At 65.9% G+C, this 25,233-nt stretch carries 11 protein-coding genes and 1 riboswitch; of the genes, 9 read left to right on the top strand and 2 right to left on the bottom strand.

Annotated elements, in window-relative coordinates; all coding sequences use genetic code 11:
* Positions 1-134: 134 nt before the first annotated feature.
* Complete coding sequence (gene paaZ / locus JIM94_RS10335; RefSeq protein ID WP_200250610.1) at positions 135-2,207, top strand: phenylacetic acid degradation bifunctional protein PaaZ; 2,073 nt, start codon at positions 135-137, stop codon at positions 2,205-2,207.
* On the opposite strand, the gene JIM94_RS10330 is transcribed toward paaZ, so the two are convergent.
* Positions 2,182-2,682 carry an MGMT family protein gene (locus JIM94_RS10330; protein ID WP_200250612.1) on the bottom strand — a complete coding sequence of 167 codons (501 nt, stop codon included), beginning with the start codon at positions 2,680-2,682 and terminating at the stop codon, positions 2,182-2,184. The genes paaZ and JIM94_RS10330 overlap by 26 nt on opposite strands.
* Before the next feature lie 121 nt (positions 2,683-2,803).
* A riboswitch (SAM riboswitch) is annotated at positions 2,804-2,919 on the top strand.
* Positions 2,920-2,935: 16 nt separating this feature from the next.
* Here JIM94_RS10330 and JIM94_RS10325 point away from each other — a divergent pair.
* The 8 genes from JIM94_RS10325 (at position 2,936) to JIM94_RS10290 (ending at position 24,346) form a co-directional block, all read left to right on the top strand.
* Positions 2,936-3,340: a hypothetical protein gene (locus tag JIM94_RS10325; RefSeq protein ID WP_200250614.1), complete on the top strand. Its 405-nt coding sequence runs from the start codon at positions 2,936-2,938 to the stop codon at positions 3,338-3,340.
* A 441-nt stretch (positions 3,341-3,781) separates the two neighbouring features.
* Positions 3,782-5,461, top strand: coding sequence for an alpha-keto acid decarboxylase family protein (locus tag JIM94_RS10320; RefSeq protein WP_200250617.1), 1,680 nt, complete (start codon positions 3,782-3,784; stop codon positions 5,459-5,461).
* Positions 5,462-5,702: 241 nt separating this feature from the next.
* A complete protein-coding gene (locus JIM94_RS10315) occupies positions 5,703-6,080 on the top strand; it encodes a hypothetical protein (RefSeq protein WP_200250620.1) in 378 nt (125 codons plus the stop codon).
* A 135-nt stretch (positions 6,081-6,215) separates the two neighbouring features.
* Positions 6,216-9,062 (top strand): DEAD/DEAH box helicase, encoded by a 2,847-nt coding sequence (locus JIM94_RS10310; protein ID WP_248085898.1) that lies wholly within the window; start codon positions 6,216-6,218, stop codon positions 9,060-9,062.
* Positions 9,063-9,069: 7 nt separating this feature from the next.
* Positions 9,070-13,659: a DNA methyltransferase gene (locus JIM94_RS10305; protein WP_200250623.1), complete on the top strand. Its 4,590-nt coding sequence runs from the start codon at positions 9,070-9,072 to the stop codon at positions 13,657-13,659.
* Positions 13,656-19,985, top strand: a complete 6,330-nt coding sequence (locus JIM94_RS10300) for a DEAD/DEAH box helicase (RefSeq protein WP_200250633.1) — start codon at positions 13,656-13,658, stop codon at positions 19,983-19,985. The genes JIM94_RS10305 and JIM94_RS10300 overlap by 4 nt, the downstream gene beginning before the upstream one ends.
* The gene (locus tag JIM94_RS10295) at positions 19,986-22,295 is read left to right on the top strand and encodes a 3'-5' exonuclease (RefSeq protein WP_200250639.1); all 2,310 of its coding nucleotides are present in this window, start codon (positions 19,986-19,988) and stop codon (positions 22,293-22,295) included. It begins immediately after the preceding gene.
* Between the two features lie 143 nt (positions 22,296-22,438).
* The gene (locus JIM94_RS10290; RefSeq protein ID WP_200250640.1) at positions 22,439-24,346 is read left to right on the top strand and encodes a protein-arginine deiminase family protein; all 1,908 of its coding nucleotides are present in this window, start codon (positions 22,439-22,441) and stop codon (positions 24,344-24,346) included.
* Positions 24,347-24,409: 63 nt separating this feature from the next.
* Here JIM94_RS10290 and JIM94_RS10285 read toward each other — a convergent pair whose 3' ends face one another.
* A complete protein-coding gene (locus JIM94_RS10285; RefSeq protein WP_200250647.1) occupies positions 24,410-25,075 on the bottom strand; it encodes a hypothetical protein in 666 nt (221 codons plus the stop codon).
* Positions 25,076-25,233 lie beyond the last annotated feature (158 nt).

The raw sequence follows: 25,233 nt of genomic DNA, 5'->3' as shown, positions 1-25,233 counted from the left end.
GGGTACATCCGGGTCGACAACCGCCCCGCTCGAAATGTGATCCAGGTTATACTCTACCTCCAAGAACCGACCATACGGTCAGTATTTCCGATACCGCTCCCCGCACCCCACCAGCCCGTCAACGAAAGGCCAGAATGTCCCCCACAACACCGCCCATCGTCCCCAGCCACCTCAACGGCGGGTGGGTGACCCCGGAGAACCCCGATACCGTCCTCACCGCCACGAACCCCTCCACCGGCCAGCCCGTGGCACGCGTCAGCGCGGACGGCCTCGACATCGCCGCCGCCGTCGAGTTCGCCCGCACCACCGGCCAGCGGAGCCTGCAGCAGCTCACCATCCACGAGCGCGCCCTGAGAATCAAGCAGCTCGCCCTCCACCTCGACGAGCACAAGGCAGAACTGTACGAACTGTCGACCCGCACGGGCGCAACGAAACGGGACAACGGCATCGACATCGACGGCGGCATCGGCACGATGTTCGTCTACTCCTCGAAATCCCGGCGCGAACTGCCCAACTCCACCGTGATCGTCGACGGCCCCACCGAGCAGCTCTCCCGCGACGGGTCCTTCATCGGCGGGCACATCTACACCTCCATCCCGGGCGTGGCCGTGCAGATCAACGCCTTCAACTTCCCCGTCTGGGGCATGCTCGAGAAGTTCGCGCCCGCGTTCATCGCCGGCGTCCCGACGATCGTGAAGCCGGCACCGCAGACCGGCTACGTCACCGAGCGCTGCGTCCGCCTCATGGTGGACTCCGGCCTCCTGCCGGACGGGTCCCTGCAGCTGGTCTCCGGCGGGAGCGTCGACCTCCTGGAACACCTGGACTACCGCGACCACCTGGCGTTCACCGGCTCCGCACGGACGGCGAACATCCTGCGCTCCCACGACGCGGTCCTGCACGGCGGGGTCCGGTTCACCGCCGAGGCGGACTCCCTCAACGCCGCGGTCCTCGGGCCCGACGTCACCCCGGACTCCCCCGAGTTCACCGCCTACATCCGCTGCCTGTTCGGGGAGCTCGTCGCCAAGGCGGGCCAGAAGTGCACCGCCGTCCGCCGCGCCATCGTGCCCGCCCCGCTCGTCGACACCGTCGCCGACGCACTCGGCGCGATGATCGCGGAGAAGGTCACCGTCGGAGCACCGGACGCGGAGGGCACCACCATGGGACCGCTGGTCTCCGCGGAACAGTGCGACGCCGTCACCGGTGCCCTGTGTGAACTGATCGCGGCGGGCGCCACCGTCCACACCGGTGGCCCGCAGACCGCGGAAGGCGCGTTCCTCGAACCGACGATCCTCACGTTCGATCCCGCGACCGCGGCCGATCCCGGGGCCGCGGTCCACTCGACCGAGGCGTTCGGCCCCGTGGTCTCCGTCCTGGGGTACGACACCCTCGACGACGCGGTGAACCTGACCACCTACGGCCGGGGATCGCTGGTGGCCACCCTCTGCGCCCACGAACCCGCCACCGTGCGCGACTTCACCCGCGGCATCGCCGCCCACCACGGGCGCGTGCACCTGCTCGACCGGGACGACGCCCGCACCTCCACCGGCCACGGCTCGCCCATGCCGCACCTCGTGCACGGCGGACCGGGTCGCGCCGGCGGCGGCGAGGAACTGGGCGGGGTGCGCGGCGTGAAGCACTACATGCAGCGCAGCGCCATCCAGGGCACCCCCAACCACCTCACCGCCGTCACGGGCGTGTGGCACACGGGCGCCGATGTCCGGCGGGTGACCCGTGCGGACGTGGACAACGGGACCGGCGTCCACCCGTTCCGCAAGTCCCTCGCGGAGATCCGCGTCGGAGACCAGTTCGCCTCCGAGCTGCGCACCGTCACCCTGGACGACATCACCGCCTTCGCGGAGGAGACCGGCGACAAGTTCTACGCCCACACGGACGAGGAGGCAGCGACGGCGAACCCCTTCTTCCCCCGCCGTGTGGCACACGGCTACCTGCTGGTCAGCTGGGCCGCCGGACTGTTCGTCGACGCCGCACCGGGCCCGGTCCTGGCGAACTACGGCCTGGAGAACCTCCGGTTCCTCACCCCGGTGACCTACGACGACTCGATCCGCGTGGAGCTGACGGCCAAGCGGATCACGCCGCGCGTCACCGACGATTACGGTGAGGTCTGCTGGGACGCCGTGCTGTACAACCAGAACGACGAGATCGTGGCCACCTACGACGTCCTCACCCTGGTGGCGAAGGAGCGCTGATCAGCGCGCGCAGTTCGTCGACCTCCATCCGGCAGATCCGCGCCGCGCGACCCGCGCCGGTGAACACCACCCCCTCCGCCACGAGGAGGGAACGCGGGTCCCGGTCGTCACCGTCGTCCGCCCACCGGAACCCCTCCGACACCGTTCCGTCGGCACGGAGGATCCGGTGGGCGCCCGTGAATCCGGCACCGGTGGCGAGCATGGTCCCGACCGCCCTGGCCCCCGTACCGATCGCCGCGCCGACGTCACCGTAGGACGCCCACATCCCCTCCGGGATCGATGCCGACGCCCGGCGCAGGCGTCGCATCAGCGGCGGTTCCACACCGGGTTCGCCCACGCCGGGACTCCGACTTCCCGGAGCCTCCGCCGCTCCGTCACGGCGCGCGGAATCACCGACCTCACCGGGGCCCGGAGCATCGGATCCCTCCGTCTCCTCCGGTGTAGATCCGGAACCCGTGCGTTGTGCGGCACCCATGTGTGGACACTCCCCGTCGATGGTCACTGGGCCTCCGAGTCTAGGGGCACACCCCGGCGACAGGGGCACCCGTCGGACGACGGACGCCACGGGGATTGGTGCCGCTGCTATTCTGGATCACGATCAAGAAGCTCGACGTCAAGTCCCCGGCTCGTCGACTGGCAACCGCGTATCGCGCACGGTGCCCCCGGAGGAAGATCCGCCACAGGACAATTCCGTCCTGCGGAAGAACGCGACAATCCTAGGAGTTCACATGAGTGGGCACACGAATCCCGAACACCGGAACATCACCAGCACCCCGGACTATCTGCCGGAACTCGGTGCGACAGCGCTGCCCTCCGGTTGCCGGAACTACGGCACCGGACACGCGGTGCACTGGATCCGGATGAGCCACGCCAACAACAGTGAGTGGGCACCCGCGGACATCGGCACCGTGGACGGGCACTTCATCACCTTCACCCACGGCGACACCACGATCCGCCGCTGGAACCACGACGCGGAGCGGCTCCGCGCCGTCACGGACCTCGTGCTGCTCGAATCCGACGCCGACATCCGGTGGTCGGACCGGTACAACATCCTCCAGGTCACCATCGGCGACAAGGCATGGCTGTTCGGTCTCGAGGAGGGGTCCGGAACCCCCTGCAGCTACGCCAGCTGACCCCGCGATCCGGGATCGGCGTGCCCCATCACCCGCGGTGGGGCAGACCTCCCGCGGCGCCCGTACCCGACCGGGAAACAGCCTTCTCCGCCGGGGAGTGCTGATCGGCAGGTACGGTTCCACGGATCGTGACCCCACCGCCGGAGCCCGGGGATCGTGCCCGACCGACCGGGGTGGACGCCCCCTCATCCCACCCCATGGGAATGACGGGCGCCGTACCCCCTGCCCGCCCACAAAACAAAGGGGGGTCATCGGGGGTGGTCCTGAACAGGTGTGATCCCAACCTCTCCGGGCCAGACATCCGGATCCGGACACTGCCCGTAATCTGGGAACGTGACGCGTACCACGGAGGTGGATATGCACAGGCGGCGTGAATCCGGATTCACCGGTGCCCCGCCAGAGAATCACCCCGAAGCACCCCCTTTAAGATGGAGAGCACCAATGAGCCATTCCGGCAGCAGCAACTACACCGTCTCGGACTATCTGTTCGACCGGATCGCGGAGATCGGCATCAGTCACGTCTTCGGCGTCCCCGGCGACTTCAACCTCAAGTTCCTGGACACCGTCACCGCACACGACCGCCTGACGTGGGTCGGCAACTGCAACGAACTGAACGCCGGATACTGCGCCGACGGCTACGCACGTCTCAAGGGGGCCGCGGCGATGGTCACCACCTTCGGGGTGGGCGAGCTCTCCGCCATCAACGCCACCGGCGGGTCCTACGCCGAGTACGTCCCGGTCCTCCACATCGTCGGGGCACCGGTCACGGAGATCCTCACCTCCCGGAAGAAGATCCACCACAGTCTCGGCGACGGTGTGTTCACCCACTTCTACGAGATGGCCGGGCACGTGAACTGCGCCCAGTCCTGGCTCACGCCGTCGAACGCCACCAGCGAGATCGACCGTGTGATCACCGAAATGCTCGCCCAGCGCCGCCCCGCCTACCTAGTGCTCTCCCCCGACGTCGCCGCCGCCGAGGTGTACCCGTCCGACGAGCCCCTCGAGATCGATCTCGCCCGCAGGCGCTCCTCCAGTGCCGCACTCAAGGCGTTCGAGCGGACCGCCCGGGAGTTCCTGGACGGCCACTCCGCGACGGTGCTCGGCGACCTGCTGGTCCACCGCGTCGGATGCATCGACAACTTCGACCGGATGATCAACGCCAACGATCTCCCCTACGCCACACTCACCTGGGGAAAGACGCTCGTCGACGAGCGCAGTGACCGATTCGCCGGCATCTACCTCGGCGCCGCCTCAACCCCCCGCGCCAGGGATGCGGTAGAGAACGCCGAGCGGCTGATCACCATCGGCGTCGAGTTCACCGACTCCACCACGGCGGGCTTCTCGATGAACCTCGGCGTCGACAGGGTCCTGGACATCTCGCCCACGCAGTCCGTCATCGGGGGCCGCACCTTCGCACCACTCCAGATGGGCGACGCGATCGACGCCCTCGCCCGCGTCCTCGCGGAGGTCGAGGTCACTCCGCACGAACTGAAGAAGGCCCACGTGCCCGCGGACCCCACCCCGGCCCCCAACGAGCCGCTGACCCAGAATGTGCTGTGGTCGAAGGTCTCGGGGTGGCTGCCCGAGGATTCCCTCGTCATCGCGGATCAGGGCACCAGCTTCTTCGGCATGGCGGGAAGCCCGCTCCCCTTCGGTGTCAGCTTCATCGGCCAGTCACTGTGGGCCTCCATCGGCTACTCCATCCCCGCGGCCCTCGGCGCCGGAATGGCGAACCCCGACCGGCGCATGGTCGTCCTCGTCGGCGACGGATCGGCCCAGCTGACGGTGCAGGAGATCGCCACCATGTTCCGCGAGGGCATCAACCCGCTGATCATCCTGGTGAACAACTCCGGCTACACCATCGAACGCGCCATCCACGGCCCCGACGAGGTCTACAACGACATCACCCCGTACAACTGGCAGGACATCCCCCGCGCCTTCGGCGGCAACGAGGACAACTGCCTGGTCCTCGACGCCCCGACCCCGGCGACCCTGGATGAGGCCCTGGCCCAGGCCGACCGGAACCGCGACAAGCTCGTGATGATCGAGGTGCACACCGACCGCGACGACTACCCGCAGATGATGCGCAACTTCACCGAGACACTCGGCAGGAAGGGCTAGCAGAGGCGCAGCGGCGTGGCTCCCGGATCCCCGAGAACTCAGGGGCCGCCCTCCCCCCCCCCGCCCCCCCCCCGAGAAGCCGCCAGCAGGCCCTTCCAACCACGCATCGGTAGCGCTAAGGTACATCCAGAAGCGTGACAGGTGACCATCCCTGTCGCCCTTCCCGATGGTCGCCGGTCAGACACCACTCTCCTCCCGATCACCTGCCACAGGACACGTCTCGATCAGCAGAGGAGTCACCATGAACGACCGCACCGCCCAGAAGGAGATCAACTCCTTCACCGCACCGGACTTCGGACCGGACGATCACTGTCCCCGCAACACCGACGGGACGATCACGGTGACGATCACGGCCCCGGACGACTGGGAGCCCGCGCGGATCCTCGAGGTCTCCGGGCACCTGGTGACGTTCGCCTTCCGCGACACCACCGAATGCCGTTGGACGCATGATGCCGCGCGACTCCGGGCGGTCGCGGATCTCGCGCTCCTCAGTGGGCACGTGGTCACCCTCTGGTCACCGGAGAGGCGGATCCTGCAGGTGCCCCTAGGTGCGACAGGCTTCCTCCTTGACCTCCACCGGGAGAGCGACCAGAGCTCCGGCGCTGACCGTCAGCAGTGAATCAGGGCGGCGGCACCCCAAGAGGGTGCCGCTTCATTTCCGCTAAGGTCGGAACATCCTCCCCCATTCAGTGTTTTGCCTGCACACGTTAAGTAAGCTGGATGAGTCACACAACGCCCAGGGAAGGTTTCATCCGTGCCACAGGCCACGACGGACGGCTCATCCGAACGCACCACCATCAGCGATGAACTGCACCGGGCACTCGCCCCGGGCAGGATCGTGGAGGTCCGCGACGAGGAATGGCTGATCACCTCCGTGTTCCCCACCGTCCACGGAATGAAGATCCGGGCACGGGGAGTCAGCGACTTCGTCCGTGACACCCCCGCAACCTTCTACACGGAACTCGACCGGATCAACCCCCTGGACGCCGATTCAGTCACGCTGAAGGCCGACGGCTCACCGAACTACCGGCATTCCCGCCTGTGGCTGGAATCGATTCTGCGCAAGACCCCGGTCCCGCTCTACGAGACCACCCTGGCGGTGTCGAACGAGATGCTCACCGACCCGCTGGACTACCAGTTGTCCGCGGTGAAGAAGGCCCTGCAGACCGATTCGCTGCGCCCCCGCCTCCTCATCGCCGACGCCGTCGGACTCGGCAAGACCATCGAGATCGGCATGATCCTCTCCGAGCTGGTCCGTCGGGGACGCGGCGACCGCATCCTGATCGTCACGCCACGGCACGTGCTCGAACAGATGCAGCAGGAGATGTGGACCCGCTTCGCGCTCCCCTTCGTCCGCCTCGACTCGGTCGGTATCCAGCGGGTCCGGCAGAAACTCCCGGCAACCCGGAACCCGTTCACGTACTACAACCGGGCGATCATCTCCATCGACACCCTGAAGATGCCCAAGTACCGGGCCCAGCTGGAGAAGGTCGGCTGGGACGCGGTGGTCCTCGACGAGGCACACAACGTCACCAACGCGGCGACGAAGAACAACGACCTCGCGCGACTGCTCGCGCCGAACACGGAGGCGCTGATCCTCGCCTCGGCGACCCCGCACAACGGAAAACCCGAGTCCTTCGCCGAGCTGCTCCGTCTCCTGGACCCCACCTCCGTGGGGCCCACGGGCGAGATCTCACCGGACGCGGTGGACCGACTGGTCATCCGCCGCCACCGCAACTCCCCGGAGGTCGCGGCCGTCGTCGGCGACAAATGGGCGAAGCGCTCCGCGCCGAACAACATCCTCATCGACCCGTCGCCCCAGGAACTCGCCGTCGCGCGGGAGCTGAAGGAGACCTGGACGGGTGCGAACCCACCGTGCGGCAGCGATCATCTCTTCCCGTGGACCCTCATCAAGGCGTTCCTCTCGTCCCCGGCCGCCCTCGCGCAATCAGTCGGGCAGCGGCTGACGAAGAACCCCACCGGGGCGGAGAAACAGGCACTCGACCGCCTCAAGTCCCTCTCGGACGAGCTCGACGCCAGCACGTCGAACAAGTTCCGGGCGCTGCTCGACTATCTGGGGGAGATCGGGGTCAACAACAGGTCATCCATGCGGGTCGTGATCTTCTCCGAGCGGGTCGCCACCCTCACCTGGCTGGAGAAGGAACTCACCAGAGCACTCAAACTCAAGGCCGGCCAGATCGCCCAGATGGACGGCTCCCTCGACGATGAACGCCAGCAGCAGCTCGTGGAGGAATTCAAGAAGGAGTCCTCGCCGCTCCGGATCCTCGTGACCGGTGATGTGGCGAGTGAGGGCGTGAACCTGCACCTGCAGTGCCATCAGCTCATCCACTACGACATCCCGTGGTCCCTGATCCGGATCCAGCAGCGCAACGGCCGTATCGACCGCTACAACCAGCGGATCAGCCCGGTCATCACCACCCTGCTGCTGGACACACCCGAAGACGCGTCCCCCGGCGATCTCCACGTCCTGACGAAGCTGATGGACCGCGAGTACAACGCCAACGAGGCGCTGGGCGATGTGGCCTCCCTGATGGGTGAGCACTCCGAGAAACGTGAGGAGAACGTCATCCGGGACGTGCTTGCCCGCAGGCGCGAGTTCGACGACGCCGTCCAGACACCGGACGAGGTGCTCACCGGTTGCGATGACTGGTTCCAGGAGTTCCTCTGCCCCACGACGACTGAGGCCGACGCGACGGCGGACGTCAGCGGCGCCGGGAGCGAACGTGCCGCGACGCTCTACGCGTCGGAGCTCGACTTCCTCGAGGATTCCCTCCTCGAGGCCTTCGACAATTCACCGGGCAACAGCCTGGCCCGCGGCGGTGTCGGTTGGCGTGTGCACGGCAACGGTGTCATCGAACTGACGCCACCCGACGATCTGCGCCGCCGACTCGAGTACCTGCCGCAGGACTACGTGAAAGCCCGCGGGGTGCTCGAGCAGATCCAGCTCGTGACGAAGAAGCTGCTCGGCGAGCAGCAGCTCGAGCAGGCACGCAACGGGCTCTCCGACACCACGTGGCCGCAGGCCCACTACCTGTCCCCACTGCACCCGGTGTCCGAGTGGGCCGCCGACAGAGCCCTCGCCTCGATGGACCGCCAGGAGATTCCCGTCGTACGCGGTGACGTCACCGGACCGACGGTGCTGTGCATGGGCACCGTCACCAACAACCGCGGACAGGTGATCACCCGTTCCTTCATCGAGGTAGGCCCTCTGCTCGACGAGGTTCTGACCGACGTGGCAGCCCGGTTGACGCAGCTGGGATTGGGTCCGAACGCCGTGAACCCCGGACCGGTCGAGTTCGACGCGGATCAGCTGACCGCCACGGTGAGTGCCGCGGTGCAGCGTGCCGACGGCAACCTGCAGCAGGCCCGTCTCTCGGCGGAACAGACCTCCGCACGGATCATCGAGCGCTGGCAACGTCGCGCACGCCGCTGGTCGGAGGAGGCGGAACAGAGCGTCACCAGCGCCGAGCGGCGCCGCCAGAAGGCCCGCATCGACAAGGAGGAGTCGTTGGCGCTCCAGCTGCGCCCGGACCAGTCCTTCGTCCGCCCCCTGCTCGTCATCGTTCCCGAGGAGAACTGAGTACCCCATGGCCGACTACGCATCCATCGTCAACGTCGACGAATTCATCGCGGAGTTCTACCTCACCAGCGATGAGACGAAGCAGACCTACCGCAAGCGGGTCACCGACCGGATCAGGGAATGGAAGGACGACGGGGACGGCAATCCGCTGCAGCGCTTCACCTCGTCCTTCCGGACCCTCCAGACGGAACTGGCGACGCTCGACTTCGACTCGGAGACACGGACCTTCCAGGACCGTGAGGAAGCGCTGCGGACCTATGCGCATGTCCGCGCAGCACTGGGATACGGCGACCCCGTCCCGACACCGGTGGAAACCACGACCGGTGAACTCGTCGGCGAGTTCCTGGTCGACGACAACATGGTCCTGTTCCAGGCGCAGCCCATCGACACGGTCGAGGACATCCGCACCGTCGGCCCCCTCACACCGCTCACCCGCGACGAGAAACCGCTGCCGCTGAGCGCCGCCCAGCTGGTAGTCGAGATCTTCACGTGGGAGGAGCCCCACCCCCGGTTCGTGGTCGTGCAGTCGGGACGCTGGCTGATTCTCGCAGACCGGGAGTCCTGGAACCTCGGCAGGTTCCTCGCGGTGGACATCCTGCTGGTCATGGAGCGTAACGAAACCACGGCAGGTGGTGAGGTACAGCGCGCATTGTGCGCCGTCGCCGCGGAGAACATCCGCGACAGGGCCGACGGGACCTCGTGGTGGGCGGAGACGATCGAGCAGTCCCGCGAACACTCGGTGCAGGTCTCGGAGTCACTGCGCCTGGCCATCCGCAGGTCCATCGAGATCATCGCCAACGATGTCCTCGAACGGCGCCGCCGTCAGGGTATCGACCCCCGAATCGACGCCGGCTTTACCGAGATCGATCCCGCGGTCCTGACCAGGCAATGCCTCAGGTACCTGTACCGCATTCTCTTCCTGCTGTTCGCCGAGGCCTCCCCCGAGCTGGAGATCCTCCCCGTCGGCGATGACGCCTACGAGGACGGCTACGGCCTGACCCGCCTGCGCCAGCAGATCCTCGATCCCCCGGTCACCGAGAAGGCCCGCCGGGGCACCTACCTCTACGACTGCCTCCAGGTGCTGTTCGATCTCGTGTACACCGGCCACACACCGGACGAGGTGAGTGCGGACCTCGGATCGGTGGACGAGGGCCTACGCTTCGAGAACATCGAGGCCGATCTCTTCTCCCCGGACCGGACGCACTACATCGACGAGGTGAAGCTCTCGAACTCCGCGATGTGCGCGGTGCTGGAGAACCTCCTTCTCACCCCGGAGAAGTCCGGTAGGGACCGGGGATTCGTCTCCTACGCCACCCTTGGGGTGACGGAGCTCGGACAGGTCTACGAGGGCCTGATGAGTTTCCACGGATTCATCGCCGAAACCGACCTCTACGAGGTGGCGAAGAACGGCAACGCGGAGAAGGGAACCTGGGTGGTTCCCACCCACATCGCCGACGCCGATCCGGAGACCTACCGCCCCGAACACTTCATCACCGCGGTGAACCCGGACACCGGCGAGGTCTCCCCCGTCAGGCACCGACGGGGCTCGTTCGTGTACCGCCAGTCCTCCCGGGACCGGGAGCGTTCCGCCTCGTTCTACAGCCCACCCGTGATCACCTCCTTCACCGTCGGGCAGGCGCTCGAGGAGCTCAAGGAAACCGGGCGGATCACCTGCGCGGCCGACGTGCTGACGCTGTCCGTCTGCGAGCCGGCGATGGGTTCCGGAGCATTCGCGGTGGAGGCCGTCCGCCAGCTGGCGGAGCTCTACATCACGATGCGGCAGAAGGAACTGGGTGAGAAGATCCCCCCGGAGAACCGGACCCGGGAACTTCAGCGGGTCAAGGCCTACATCGCCCTCCACAATGTCTACGGCGTGGACCTCAACGATACCGCCGTGGAACTGGGCGAAGTGTCCCTCTGGCTGGACACCATGACCGCCGGGCTGAAGGCTCCGTGGTTCGGCCTACATCTGCGCCAGGGCAACTCCCTGATCGGTGCGCGCCGCTCGGTGTACTCCCGCCGACTCGTCGAGGCGAAGGCGTATCTGAGTTCCCCGCCGAAGCCCTATTCCGACGCTGCGGACGAACCGGGTGAGCATGTGTACCAGTTCGTGTTGCCTTCACCGAGCTGGGGTGCGGCCGCGGAAGCGAAGGACTTGAAGAAGCACCTGCCGGATGAGATCACGGCTCTGAAGAACTGGGCCAAGACCACTCGGGTGAAACTGACATCGGACCAGATCACCGCCGCGAAGAAACTGACGAAGCGAGTGGATGAGCTGTGGGAGTTCGCCCTCGAGCGTCTGCGTATCGCGGAGGATCAGGTGCGGCGTCGGATCGACGTGTGGGGTTTCGAGCAGGAACCGGCGGACAAGTCCGTCCGCCGTGCGGAGATCGAGGAGAGCCTCGCTGACGCGAACGGCGCGTTCCAGCGGTTGAAGCTCGTCATGGACGCCTGGTGCGCACTGAAGTTCTGGCCCGTCGCAGGCGAGGTCGCCCGGGTGGATGGAGAGCTCGTTGAACCGCCGACCCTCGACGAATGGTACGAGACACTAGAAGAAATCCTGGGGAAACCGTTTGCGCATACGAAGAGAATAGAGAACCAGACGTACCTGGGTGAGAACCCGACCTGGGATGAACTCAACGCCGCCGAACAACTGAACCTCCTGGGCCAAAGCGCGAAACCCATAAACAGAGTATTCGAGGTACATCCGTGGCTGACCGTCGTTGATCGCCTTGCCGAGCAGCAGGCGTTCTTCCACTGGGAACTCATCTTCGCACCCGTATTCGCGGACGGCGGTTTCGACCTGCAGATCGGAAACCCACCGTGGGTGCGCCCACAGGTGGTGATCAACGCGATAATGGCAGAACTGGATCCGTGGTGGGTACTGGCCCACAAGCCGACGCAGGCAGCAAGGAACCAACGCACCGAGTTTGCGCTCAGTTCTCCAGAAAATCTCACAGCATTCACGGGAGCGGTTGCAGAGGCTGTGGTCGTGTCAGACATCCTGGGAGATACGTCCACCTACCCCGAACTACAAGGACAGAAATCGGACCTCTACCGAGGATTCATGTCGCGAACCTGGTCCAACAACCACCACCGGGGAGTAATCGCGCTCATTCATCCTGAGTCACATTTCACAGAGGTGAAAGCCGCCCCCTTGCGGCGAGCTTCCTATCTCCGCCTCAGGAGGCACTTCCAGTTCATCAACGAACTGCAACTTTTTGACGTACACCACCTAGTGTCCTATGGAATTCACATCTATGGAAGCCCAAAAGGTACACCAGAGTTCTTCAATCTGACGAACCTGTACCACCCCAGCTCCGCAAAAGACTCATTCAACCATAACGGATCCGGACCTGTACCAGGATTCAAGAATGAAAATAACGACTGGAATATTCAGCCACATAAAGACCGAATTCAGAAAGTCAATGAAAAGACACTCAGCATGTGGCACTCTATCCTTGAGGATAAATCGACAGCAATCCTGGACGCGAGAATGGTCTACTCAGTCAACTCAGAAGCATCTAACATCTTAAAAAAACTATCAGAAGCAAAGAGAATTAGCTCCCTCTCCCTAAAATACTCTTATGGATGGGATGAATCGGCAGCCCGCAAAAGAGGCTACTTCGAGACAGATTGGGATCACCCCAAGAGCTGGGAACAGGTGATACTCCAAGGTCCACATCTGGGAATTTCAACCCCGATGATAAAACAACCGAATCCGACACTGAAACATAACCAGGACTGGTCCGAGATTGATATCGAGACTATCGGTCCGGATTTTATGCCCTCAACCGCATACCAACCCGTGGGCAGTAGATCTCGATACGATCTTGCTTACGGAACATGGAAACTATCCGAGACAGAAGAGAGTTTTATCCGTGACCACTTTAGGGTTGCATGGCGGTCAATGGCAGCAAAAACCGGTTTTCGCACATTTTATCCTGCCGTAATTCCACCGGGAACCGCTCACGTTGACGGCGTCAACTCCGGAGGCCATGCGGCTCCGGGAAAAAATCAAGAACTGATGCAGTTTTCAGCTACAGCATCTTCTCTTCTTTTCGATTTCGTTCTCCGGGCGGTGGTCAATACCCGCATTTCCGGCCCTTTAGTCGAGCGTCTTCCCCTTTCCACCGATCTAGGACTCATCCCCCGAGCCGCTCGTCTCAACTGCCTGACATCGGCCTATGCGGAGCTGTGGGAGGAGGTCATGGGAACGCCGTGGACTCCGGAATCACCGGCGCGGATCGCCGAGGAACGCCGGCAGCTGCAGGTGGAGATCGATGCTCTGGTGGCCCTGGACCTCGGTATCACCGCCGATGAGTTGTGCATGATCTACCGCACGCAGTTCCCGGTGATGCGGAAGTATGACCAGGAGGATCTCTTCGACCGCAACGGCCGGAAGGTCGCCGGTGACGTCGCGAAACTGGAACGCAAGCTCAAGGAGGGACAGCAACTCTCCGAGGAACAACGCACGTGGACCCATCCCCAGTCGAAGGTGACCTACACCTTCGAATACCCGTTCCGGATCCTCGACAGGGAGGCAGACATGCGCGCGGCCTACGAACGCTTCGCCGCGGAAGGTGACCGACCATGAGTACCCTCCTCCCCACCCACGCGGTCACCGGAATCATCGAGGGCCTGAGCGAATACCTCACCACCACCCTCGGGCTCTCGGAACCACGGGCGAAGGCGGCGTTCGACGAGTTCCTCGCCGACTCGGGATCCACCATGTTCCGCGGGCCGTACGTGCGCACCCGCATGCCGTTCCGGGCCTCCACGAACACCGATTCGCGCAGTCTCGACTGGCTGCCGCCGCACTTCACGCCCTACGCGCACCAGCGCGCCGCGTTCGAGAAGCTCCGTACCCTCGATCCCGCCACGGGCGGGGACACCGACCCCTCCCCCACGCTCGTCGTCACGGGCACGGGCTCCGGCAAGACCGAGGCCTTCCTCTACCCGGTGATCGACCATGCGATCCGGGAACGCCGGCGTGGGGTCACGGGAATCAAGGCGTTGATCCTCTACCCGATGAATGCGCTCGCGGGCGACCAGGCGAACCGTCTGGCTAAGCTGCTGACCGGGGATCCGCGGCTCGCGGAACTCACCGCCGGTATCTACACCGGTGAGCACCGCAGCGATCACGGCGAGGTCACCGAGGACGGGTTGATCAGCGAGCGCAGCGAGATGCAGCGCAATCCGCCGGACATCCTGCTGACGAATTACAAGATGCTGGACCAGCTCCTTCTCCGCCCCGGGGACCATCCGATGTGGGCCGCCTCGTGCACGTCACTGCGCTACGTGGTGCTCGATGAGTTCCACACCTACGACGGTGCACAGGGCACCGATGTGGCGATCCTGCTGCGTCGACTCGGAATGAAGCTGAAGGAACTCGCCGGAATCGACGATCCGCGCCCGCTGGGACCGGTGTGCCCCGTCGCCACCTCGGCGACCATGGGATCGAAGGACGATCCCGGTCCGGTGCTCGACTTCGCGGAGCGGGTGTTCGGCGTGCCGTTCACCCCTGATTCCATCGTCCGGGAGTCACGGGTACCGCTCGGTGACTTCGCCACGGTACCGGCGGAGGACTACACCACACCGGTGTCGTGGTGGCGCCACGAGAGGGAGATCCGGGAGCTCGTGGACACCCTCGACCGACACGAGGCCTCGGGCACCATCCAGGATGCGCTGCACCCCGCGTTCGCCCGGTTCTTCAGTTCCCTCGACCCGGAAAACCCCGTGCCCGGGGACATCAACTCGGAGGCACTGGCCTGGGTTCCGCGCAACAGATTCCTGCTGCGTCTCCTCGATCTGACGTCGACCCCGTGCACCATCAACCAACTGACCTCGGAGTTCTTCAATCTCGTCGAGGACCCCGATCCGGCCGCACGCGCGTTCATCGTGCACCTCGTCGCTGAACTCTCCCTGATCCGTGCCACCCTGGCCGCCGACCGGCGGCTGGGAACGAGGATCCCCGGAGTCGATGTCCACCTGTGGGTCCGGGAGCTGTCCCGGATCGACCGTCTCGCGATGTCGGCTCCGGAGTTCCGCTGGTCGGATGACTCGGATGCGGATCATGGCCTGGCCGACGAACGGCACTGGCTACCTGCGATCTTCTGCCGCGCCTGCTACCGCTCGGGGTGGATGACGGAGCTCGAACCCGGTTCCACGATGCCGACCTTCAACGCCGGTTCCATCCGCGGGGCGAGCGTCAGCGACGAGAAGCGGGCCCGCACCCGGCCGTTGATCTACGCCGGGGAGGAGGCGGACGCGGCCGATTCACGCCACGGTGTCCAACGCGGACCCGACGCCGCCGGCCAGCTGTTCTGGCTCGACACCCGGCACGCCCAGTTCCTCCGCTTCGGGGACGTCGATCCCACCCAGGACGTCTACCGCGGCGACATCGATGAGGGGTCGATGTTCCCGGTGCTGACGTACCTTGACGCGGACGCCGATGAACGCGCCCTGGATCAGGTCTGTCCGGCGTGCGACACCAGGGATTCGATCCGCTACATCGGTTCCGCTGTGGCGACGCTGCTGTCGGTGTCGGTGTCCAACCTGTTCGGGCTCCCGGGACTGGATGACGCTGAGAAGAAGACGCTGATCTTCACCGACTCCGTGCAGGACGCCGCGCACCGGGCCGGGTTCGTCGAGGCCAGGTCCCACGCCTTCTCACTGCGCACGGGTATCGCCTCCGCGCTCGGCACGGAGCCCGTGTCGCTCGCGGCCCTGCAGAACCGGATCCTCGCGCGGGCGGATACCGCAGCGGACCGGTTCCAGCTTCTTCCACCGGATCTCGCACGGGACAGTGACCTGCAGGGGTTCTGGGACCCGAAGACCCGCCTGAGTGACCGGCTCCGCCCGATCGTGCCGCTGCGTATCGGCTTCGACGTGGCGCTCGAGTTCGGCCGGCGGAGCGAACTGGGACGGACACTCATGGTCACGGGTGTCGCGACCGCCGAGGTGGAGGCACCCGATCTCCTCAGATCCGCCAGGCGCGCCCTCGACTCGGTGCAGATGCTGGATCTGGACGGGCACGACGGTGGCCTCACCGACGATGCTCTGCTCGCGTGGGCGCGCGGCATCGTCGAGCGGATCCGGAGCCGTGGCGGCATCGAGCACCCGTGGCTCCTCGACTACCGCTACAACGACGGTGCCGAGTTCTACCTCACGCGGGGCCGGGGCGTGACCTCCGCGCTCCCGCCCTTCGCACCTGGCACAGGCCCGGTGTTCCCGAGGGTGGGGGGTCCGATCCAGCAGAAGAAGTGGAACGGCGGCACTGATCCAGTGGCCGGTGCCCACGGCTGGTACGCCAGGTGGACGGCGCGCCAGCTGGGCATGGCGCGGGAGCAGGCGGCACGGTTGTGCGTCGCGCACCTGGACAGCCTGGTCACCGACGGCACGCTGATATCCGCGCCGACGCGTAGTGACGCCCGTACCTACTCGCTGCCCACCGAGCGCATCATGATCCGGCGCAGCGCTGATGGCAGGGCGCTGCGGTGCACGGTCTGCCACACGCTGGTTTCGGTCGGTCCGACGACGGAGCGGCAGCTTGCCGGTGCCCGGTGCCTGACCCCGGACTGCTCCGGTGTGCTGGAGGCGGAGGAGATTGCGCCCAACTACTACCGGCGCCTGTACACCTCGGGGGAACGGCGCAGCATCATCGCCCGCGAGCACACCTCCCTGATCCCATCGGAGAAGCGGCAGGCGATCGAGGAGGAGTTCCGCGGATCCGGTGGCGATCCCCGCCCGGACGCGGTGAACGTCCTCGTGGCGACCCCGACCCTGGAGATGGGCATCGACATCGGTGACCTGTCGACGGTCATGCTCTCCTCGATGCCGGTGAGCGTGGCCAGCTACCTGCAGCGGGTCGGTCGTGCGGGCCGACTGACGGGTAACTCGCTGGCGGTCGCGGTGGTCCGTGGCCGGGGCCAGCATCTGCCGAAGATCCACGAGCCGCTCTCGGTGATCGACGGTGACGTGGTTCCTCCAGCGGTGTATCTCTCCGCCGTGGAGATCCTGCGCCGGCAGTTGCTCGCCGCGGTGCTCGACGCCCTCGCCGGCGGGTCCGCGCTGGTGGGCATGTCGCGGTCACGTGACGTGTTCCGGCAGGATGACGGGCTGTACGCGAAGCTGCTGGACGCCGGGGTCCCGTTCATCACCGAGGTGCGGGACCAGTTCATCGAATCCCTGGGCTCGGGCAACATCGACGAACACGTCACCCGGGAACTCATCGACTGGGATCTTCCCGGCGCTGTGGCCGCCGCATCCCAACGGTGGGAAAAGGAGCTCGAGGAGATCGGGCGGCAGCTGCGGGACGTGCAGGGATCGCTGCACGAACTGGGTATGGCCGCGGAGGCGGCGGGGGCGACCGACCAGGACAGGTCGGACTATGCGCTGGCGGTGTCCGCGGAGAAACTACTGCGCGCGCAGCAGAAGCAACTGACCGGCGACACCTGGGTCGCCGCACTGGAGCGCTTCGGCCTGCTGCCGAACTACACGCTTCTCGATGATTCGGTCGAGCTGCGCGTCTCCGGCTTCCTGCGGCACACCGATTCCGCCGCGGAGATCGAACGCCAGGAGCACTCGTACTCCCGGGGCCTGTCCAGTGCTCTGACGGAGCTCGCCCCGGGCAGCACGTTCTACGCGGAGGGGATGAAGATCCTGATCGATGCCGTGGATCTCGGCGCGAACGGTGACCGGATCCAGCGGTGGCGCCTGTGCCCCTCGTGCTCCCACGTCGAGGTGCTCACCCCGGAACAGGATTTCGACAGCTGCCCGGCCTGTGGCGACGATCATTTCGCGGCGGTCGAGCAGGAGATCCCCGTGGTCCCCATGCACAAGGTGTCCGCGCAGATCCGACCCGAACGCAGTCTCATCGACGGTTCCCAGGAGGAACGTCAACGGGCGATGTTCACCACGGCTCTCGCCGTACGTCTGCCGGACCGGTCGGCCATGTCCACCTGGTACCTGGAGAAGTCCGGGTTCGGCGTAACCAACCTGCGCGAAGTGGAACTCCGGTGGCTCAACCTCGGTTCGGGTTCCGGCCCGGAGCGGTATCTGGCCGGCGACGCACGCAGTTTCCCCCTGTTCACTCTCTGCCGCTACTGCGGCCAGATCGACCGGACCGCCGGCGGAAACGACCGGCGGGACCACCGCGGCTGGTGCCAGAACGCGAAGAAACTCGAACAGGACAACGTGGAGGTCGCACTCGGCCGTGTCCTGCACACCCAGGGTGTTCTCCTGCACCTGCCCTCGTCCGTGCAGCGTTTCGGTCCGATGGGGGCACCGTCGCTCGTCGCGGCGATCAAGTTCGGATTCAAGGCGGTTCTGGGCGGCAGCCCGGAGCACCTGGATGTCACGGAGGTCGTTGTTCCGGCTCCCGGGGAACGCTCCCCGGAGACACGGACGGCGTTGCTCCTCCACGACCTGGTTCCGGGCGGCACAGGCTACCTGTCGGAGTTCTCCCGGCCGGAGAAGGTCTGGCAGCTGCTGGAGACGGCCTACCGGGCACTGAAATCCTGTCCCTGCGCCGATGAACAGCGCCTCTCCTGCCCGCAGTGCCTCCTGCCGTTCACTCGGGCGCATCAGGAGACGGTCGTGTCCCGCCAGGTTGCGGAATCGGCACTGCTGCAGCTGGTCGTGGGCGATGAGGACGTCGATGATCTCCCGGCCTTCGATCCCGCGGCGGTCACCCAGCAGCGCCCGCAGAAGGCACAGGAGGAGACCCCGCTGGAGATCCGCACCCGGGATCTCATCGTCCGAAAACTCGAGGAACTGGGGGCCACCATCGACCGGCAGCCGGTCGGCAACCATGTCCACATCCACGCCCGGATCCCCGGACAGGCGATGTCCTGGTCCCTCAAACCGCAGCAGCTGATCGCGGGCGGTACGACCCGACCCGACTTCGTCCTCGAGTCCACCGCCGGGGAGAACGCCCCACGTTTCGCCATCTACTGCGATTCCGTGGAGTACCACGCCTCGCCCCAGCACAACCGGCTCGTCGATGACGCGCGGAAGCGGGAGCAGCTGCGTTTAGAGGGCTACATACCCTGGGCCATCACCTGGCGTGACCTCGGTATCGCGGAGTCCGGCACCACGACGACACCCTGGTGGTACCACCAGAAGGTCGCCGCCGGTGTGGCACGGAAGTTCGGGATCGCCCAGGTGACGCTCGATTCATTGCAGCGGGACCCCGTCACTCTCCTGCTGGACATCATCCTGCAACCGGAACTGAAGGTCTGGCAGCACGCGGCGGCCGCCCTGCCCATGATCCTGGGGCCGAGGATGACCAGGATCACCTCATCGACGCTGCTGTTCAGTGACGGGCCGTTGTCACTCATGCTGAAGCTCGGCTCCGGCGGGCCCGCCGCGATGGCGGAGGCCGATGCGCGCCTCGAGCTCGATGCCTCGGACCACACCATGGCCGACCTGGGGCTCGAGGCGTACAAGACGCACTGGTACCACTGGCTGGAATGGTCGAACCTGTTGTCGCTTCGGCGCAAGGTCGCTGACATCACCGCCACGGACTTCGCCGGCGTAGACGGCGTCGAGGAGAAGCTGAGCGCACAGGTCCCGCCTGCCGTCGATGACGCCGAGGTCCACGGGCCGCCCGCCGAGTGGCTGGTTCTCATCGACGAGGCGATCAGCGACACCGAGGAATCGGTGCTCCGCGCTATCGCGGAGTCTGTCCCGCTACCCGCGCTACCGGAACAGGGTGAGGAGGTCGAGGGCTGCCCGTTGGACCTCGTCTGGCGGGGCCAGCGCGTCGCGTTCACCGTTGACGCCGGGGAGTCCGTCCTGGACACTCTGAGGAAGGCGGGCTGGACGGTATTCACGACCGGCGACACCGGTGAGGTTCCGGATGATCTCGTCGCCGAGCTGATCGCACACCTGACTGATTCGGAACGAGGAGCACACTAGATGCCGACCATCACGATGACCGCCGGGGCCCGGCCCGACACCACGGCCGAACAGCGGAAACTCGAGCAGCTTCTCGGTTCCCTGATCCAGGGCGCATCCCGCCCGATGCCGGTGGAAGCATCCGCGGATCCCCGGATCCGGGTGCTGGAATCAGCCGATCACAGCCAAGCGGTGATCCTCTTCGAGATCGCCGGCGAGTCCGACGACAGCGACACCGCGTACATCGTCTGCGGCGTCCACGCCCCGGAAGAGGCACTCGCCGCCGCACGGGACAGCGTGCTGCACATCAACCCGGTCAACGGTGTCGCCGAGGTCCTCCACGAGACGCGCATCACCGCCTCCGCGGCGCCCGCCCCTTCCCCAGCCACGGACACGCAGCCCGCCGCGAAGCGGTCGGCTGCGGAAACCGGACCCCACCGCTACAGCGGCGCCCGTATCGCCGCGGACGGGCACACCCCGGAGAGCCTCTACCGCGAGCTGGGCCTCAACCGGAAACTGTCTGAGCAGGTTCTAGCAACGACCACCTCCATGATGTTCCTGCGCTCCCTCGACAAGGCCCCGGCGTGGCAGAGCGCGGCATTCCGTGAGCTCGCATCGGGGTACTCGGTCGATGAGGTCCGTGAGGATCTGCGCCTGCAGTCGGCGGAGGACCGAACTCCGGATCCGACCGCGTCAGAGCAGGAGAAGGTGCTCGCCGCGATCAATCAACCGGCCGCCCAGCTTGAGTTCACCTACATCGGCGACACGGTCGATGCGCTGCGGGATGTCATCGAATCGGGGGATTTCGGCAGATGGAAGGTGTTCCTCCATCCGCAGCAGCGGAATCTGGCCACGCGCTGGTTGAGCGGGTCAGGGCGCGTCTTCGGTGGCGCAGGCACGGGAAAGACCGTTGTCGCGGTCCACCGTGCGGTGAACATCCACAAAGGGCTGCTCACCGGCCGCAAGAGCGGAAAAACTGGAACCAGGATCCTGCTGACCACCTACACCAGGGGACTCGCCGCATCACTGCGCTCGATGGTCACGGCCCTCGACCCCGGCGCCCTGGCGGAGGATCCCGGCGATGAGGGCATCGTCGTGACCGGGATCGACTCGCTCGCGCGTTCCATCGTCGCAGACGCCAGTCCCCGGGCCCGAGCCGAAGCCACCGAGAATGTGCTCGGCAGGTCGCTGCTCGTCGCACCTCGATGCGTCAGCGCGCAGAAAGAGGCGGAGGAACTCGAGGCGGCGGTCAGCGCCACCGGCGTCACGCTCCCGGGAACCAAGGGTCACGGTGCGTTCCTCCGCCAGGAACTCACCGACGTCGTTCTTCCCGGACGCATCACGTCGAAGAGGGACTATCTCCGGGTGCCCCGCACGGGTCGCGGTGTCGCGCTCAACCGCGCGGAGAGAATCGCCGTCTGGACCGTTCTCGACTCCTATCTCGCCAGCTGTGCCCAGTCGGCCAAGGTCGGGTGGGAGACCATGGCGGCGATCGCCGCCGCCGTGCTCGACGAACGCGCCGTCGACGGGGATCCGTCCTCGCGCCTGGCTGATCACGTGATCATCGACGAGGCACAGGACTTCCACGCCGGACACTGGCTGCTCATCCGTGCACTGGTCGCCCGGGGCGCGAACGACATCTTCATCTCCGAGGACGCCCATCAGCGGATCTACGGGAACCCGATGGTGCTGTCCCGGTTCGGTATCAACACCCGCGGCAAAGCGTCGGCGGGTCTCCGCCTGAACTACCGGACCACGGCGGAGAACCTCGACTTCGCGGTGAATATCCTCACCGGCGAGCACTTCGTGAACTCCGAGGGCGACAGGGACACCGTCACCGGCTACCACTCGGAGCGTTCGGGCCCCGAGCCGGTGATCCGGAAATGTCGTTCCTTCGCCCACGAGATGGACACCGCCGCAGAGGCGATCCGCCAGTGGCGGGAGACCGAGGGACCGACCCGCGCGGTCCGCATCGCCGTTCTCACCCGCACCCGCAACGACGCCGGCAGGATCGTCGACGCCCTCGCCCGAAGGGACATCGAGGCGAAGTTCTGCAAGGAGGCGAACGAGGTCGATGAGCGGGTGGTCAGTGTGATGACCATGCACGGTGCCAAGGGACTCGAGTTCACGCACGTCATCATCGCCGGTGTGTCGCAGGATCAGATTCCACAGATGTACTCGTTCGCCCGTCTCGATGATGAGGCGCGCGAGGAGGCGATGCGGCGGGAGCGGTCACTGCTCTATGTCGCGGCGTCTCGTGCCCGGGATGAGTTGCTGGTGACCACGAGCGGCGCACCCTCGGAGTTTCTGCAGGCCCGCATCAGGTCCTGATCCGCCGGTGATAGAGGGAGTGAACAGGAACTCGCCGCCCTGCCAGCGGATTCCCAGTTTCCGTCCATCTCCCACCACAGTTGCTTAATGAAAAATCTTCGCAGTAGTCTAGGCCCATCACTACTACTGGAAAGGTTTTTCACTTGAATCTCCGCCGATTCCGGGCCGGCACCACCCTCGCCGCGCTCGCCTGCTCCTCCCTCGCACTCACCGCGTGCAACCCGGTCGACTACATCAACTCGGTCACCACCGTCACCGGCTCCAGCACCCTCTCCTCCGAATGGAAGGCACTCGCCGACCGCCTGACCTCAGGATTCAGCTCGGAAGGCTCCTCGACCACGCCGAAGCCCGCACCGACGGCCCCACCGCTGGCCACAATCGTCGGTGACACGAACCGCGACGGGCGCGTCACCGACACCGACCTCGACAACCGGGACCGCGCCAACTTCGAGGCCGGGGCGATCTTCCTCGCGAATCTCGACGACGACGCCGCACGATGCGCGTACAAGGCCGGGACACCACGCGCCGAACTCGCCGCCTGCAACGACGCCGCGGATGAGGTGGTCAACGGTGACGAGGATGCACTCGATCTCGCCCGCCTGCAGGTGAAGGCAGCGGCCAAACTCACCGACGCCGCGACCGCGACCCTCGACTACGACACCGGCCACGCCCGCATCTTCCTGCTGCAGGATGACGGGACCTGGGCACCGGTGACGGCGTCGACGACGCTGACCGCCGAGCAGCTGCGTAACGGTGTCACACTCGGCGTGGAGGGACTGGACGTGATGCGGGACCGCACCGCATGGGACGGTCGTCTCACCGTCACCCTCACCACGACCGACAACGGTTCATCCACCGTGGACCGCGTGCAGCTGCAGCAGGCGCCGCTGCGGGGACACGATCACACCGAGGACCTGCAGACGGTGCTCACCCTGGACGACTCCTTCAAGGACGCCGCGCCCTTCAACGCCCGCCTCGAGGAGGCCCTCGGCGACGTGGAGCTGCGCAGGCTCCCCGGCATGGAGGTCCAGTGGATCCAGGACGGCAGCGAGGTCTTCCACACCTCCATGCCCGGCGAGAACGGCCCGCACAACATGCGGATGGTGATGCGCGTCGATCAGGCCGAGGACGGCCAGAACGCCATGTACCAGCTCCGGGGCCCGGGCATCGGCGTCGCGGAGATCAACGTGAAGCCCGGGACATCCGATCCGAGCGCCGGTGGCAACCTCGAGTTCCTGCCGCCCACACCGGCACACCCGGGCGGTCGCGCGATCATCGGTGTCCGGCAGAATCCGGATCTCATCGCCGAGGATCACGGACACACCCACGGTGGCGACGCCCACGCCGGTCACGACCACGGGACAGCGGAGGAGAACTCCCCCACCGCGGAGCAGCTCGCATTCCTCGCCGCCCAGGGATACACCGACCCCCTGATCCTGGACACGAGCCACCTGACCGTGGGGCACGTCGACGAGATGGTCCACGTCCTGCCCGCCGACAACGCGGCTGGCTTCAAGCTGCTGGTCGCGGATCCGGGACTCGGGAAGAAGATGCTCGCCGACCTGATCGCCGACGGTCACGGGGACACCCAGTTGGTCAACTACCCGAACAGCACCACCACCCTCACGGAGGCCACCGACGAGATGATGCAGCGCCAGCACGCCGTCGCCATCGAGGTGAGCGACCGGAACATCGCGACTCTGAAGGCGGAGACCGGCCTGGGTGAGCAGGACATCATCCGCTACCCCGCCTGGTACCGGATGGATCTGCACGACGCCTACGACGCGACGAAGATCTACCCCATGGCGTCGTTCAACCCGAACGCCGTCAACGGCATCCTGCGCGACCGGAGCACCTATCTCGCCCCGAAGACGTTCGGTCCGGACATCAACGGCACCGATGTGTTCGCCGATCACCTGAAAAAGGAGATGGCGGAGGCCGGGTACGAGGTCATCTTCGTCGACGACTACGACTACCTGCACCGGGGCACCGGGGAACTGCACTGTGGGACGAACCAGTTCCGCTCGATGACGCCCTGGTACACGCGATAACCCCCTGACAACGCAAAAAACCGGTGTCCCGCTGGAGTGGGACACCGGTTCTTGCGTTCATCGTCAGCTGGAGAATGCGCCTCCGGAGATCCTGCCCAGGAATTCACGGAGGGCGTCGAGGATCCTGGTGATGATGCCGGAGATTCCGCCGTTTTCCGGGGGTTCCGGCGTGTTCTCCGTGGGGTCGTCACCGGTGCCGTGGTCGTGGTCGGTGATGGGTTTCCCGGTGGCCAGGTCGATGGCCGGGACGGGTTCCGCGGTGGCCCACTCGTATTCACCCTTGACGTTGTTCAGACCGTAGAGGACGTTGAACTTCGGGGTTTCCCGGTTGGTGTGCCCGGCCGCGACATCGGTGTCGGTGACGTTGATGTACTGCTCGCAGTGGGCGACGGTGCCCGGGGCGAAGGGGACGGCGGCGTCGATGCAGCGGACCAGCATCTCCTGTCCCTCGGTGTCGTTGTAGCGTTCCCCGTCGGCGTTGAAGCCCGGGCCGAGGGATTTGACCCAGACGTTGGAGTCGTTGGTGACCGTCCAGGTGACCCTGAGGGCTTTTCCGTAGATGGAGTCCTCAGGGATGTAGTCGACGGTCGGTTCGGTGAAGGTCACGGCGCCTGTGCGGTCACGGGTCTCACCGTCATGGTCGACGATGGTTCCGGCGTGCGCCAGGCCCGTGCCGATGATGAGGCACGTTCCCGCTGTCGCCGCTGCCGTACGCAGAGTTCTTCTCATGGGGTCTCCTGAAAGGGGTCGTGTGAACGGGACCTCCCCACCATAAACCTTATTGCACATTGTTTTCAATTAATGGCCATGGATCGCACTCCACGGCGAACGGCCTCCGGCACCGCCACCGCTTCACGACCGCCACCGGAGAACCCCACCGCGGGGAA

It is taken from the genome of Corynebacterium pygosceleis (assembly GCF_016595275.2).
Taxonomy (GTDB): domain Bacteria; phylum Actinomycetota; class Actinomycetes; order Mycobacteriales; family Mycobacteriaceae; genus Corynebacterium; species Corynebacterium pygosceleis.
Note: the sequence above shows the minus strand (reverse complement) of the source record. Positions and strands in the feature narration are given on the sequence as shown.

Excerpts from the sequence above, each read along its gene's own strand:
- JIM94_RS10305 (WP_200250623.1), top strand. The coding sequence starts at position 9,070 with ATGGCCGACTACGCATCCATCGTCAACGTCGACGAATTCATCGCGGAG.
- JIM94_RS10315 (WP_200250620.1), top strand. The coding sequence starts at position 5,703 with ATGAACGACCGCACCGCCCAGAAGGAGATCAACTCCTTCACCGCACCG.
- JIM94_RS10320 (WP_200250617.1), top strand. The coding sequence starts at position 3,782 with ATGAGCCATTCCGGCAGCAGCAACTACACCGTCTCGGACTATCTGTTC.
- JIM94_RS10325 (WP_200250614.1), top strand. The coding sequence starts at position 2,936 with ATGAGTGGGCACACGAATCCCGAACACCGGAACATCACCAGCACCCCG.
- JIM94_RS10285 (WP_200250647.1), bottom strand. The coding sequence starts at position 25,075 with ATGAGAAGAACTCTGCGTACGGCAGCGGCGACAGCGGGAACGTGCCTC.
- JIM94_RS10300 (WP_200250633.1), top strand. The coding sequence starts at position 13,656 with ATGAGTACCCTCCTCCCCACCCACGCGGTCACCGGAATCATCGAGGGC.
- JIM94_RS10295 (WP_200250639.1), top strand. The coding sequence starts at position 19,986 with ATGCCGACCATCACGATGACCGCCGGGGCCCGGCCCGACACCACGGCC.
- paaZ (WP_200250610.1), top strand. The coding sequence starts at position 135 with ATGTCCCCCACAACACCGCCCATCGTCCCCAGCCACCTCAACGGCGGG.
- JIM94_RS10330 (WP_200250612.1), bottom strand. The coding sequence starts at position 2,682 with ATGGGTGCCGCACAACGCACGGGTTCCGGATCTACACCGGAGGAGACG.